The 553-nt window shown below is 69.4% G+C and carries 2 protein-coding genes; both read left to right on the top strand.

The window, feature by feature from the left end:
• Window positions 1-258, top strand: a 258-nt coding sequence (locus ACYVJ0_RS13770; RefSeq protein ID WP_460818424.1) for a hypothetical protein, incomplete at its 5' end; no start/stop codon positions are given.
• Complete coding sequence (locus ACYVJ0_RS13765; protein ID WP_460818422.1) at window positions 221-538, top strand: transposase; 318 nt, start codon at window positions 221-223, stop codon at window positions 536-538. The genes ACYVJ0_RS13770 and ACYVJ0_RS13765, both read left to right, overlap by 38 nt.
• The last annotated feature ends 15 nt before the right edge of the window (window positions 539-553 follow it).

Raw genomic sequence — 553 nt, 5'->3', positions numbered from 1 at the left:
CTCGACCTGCAGCAGTGGGCCCTGGAAGACCCAGCCCGCTGGGCCGAATGGGCCGCTCCCAGCCCGATCACTGAGGCCGACCTGCGCGGCCAGACCAAGGCGGACCGCCTCCTGAAGGCGCGCATGCAGGCGCGCACCCGCACCCTGGTCCCGGTCCTGCCACGGCTGTGTCAAGCCCCGGGTTTGATGGAGACATCGAAGACCCGGAAGGATCTGGAGCATGGTTGCACCACGGAAGTACCCCGACGAGTTGCGTGAGCGGGCCACGAGGATGGCTCTCGAGGCGCGGCAGGACCCGCAGGCTCGTGTCGGGGCGGTGAAGCGGATCGCGGACCAGCTCGGTGTGCATCCGGAGGCGTTGCGGACCTGGGTGTCGCGTGCCGAGCGGGACGAGGGTCTGCGTCCTGGGCCGACGACGGCCGAGGCGGCCAGGGTCGCGGAGCTGGAGCGGGAGAACCGTGAACTACGCAGGGCGAACCAGATCTTGAAGTCCGCGGCGAGTTTCTTCGCGGCGGAGCTGGACCGTCCGTCGCGATGAAGGTCGAGTTCGTCG

The organism is Microbacterium petrolearium (assembly GCF_054782875.1).
This window is presented reverse-complemented; position numbering and strand designations above follow the sequence as displayed.

Excerpts from the sequence above, each read along its gene's own strand:
- ACYVJ0_RS13765 (WP_460818422.1), top strand. The coding sequence starts at position 221 with ATGGTTGCACCACGGAAGTACCCCGACGAGTTGCGTGAGCGGGCCACG.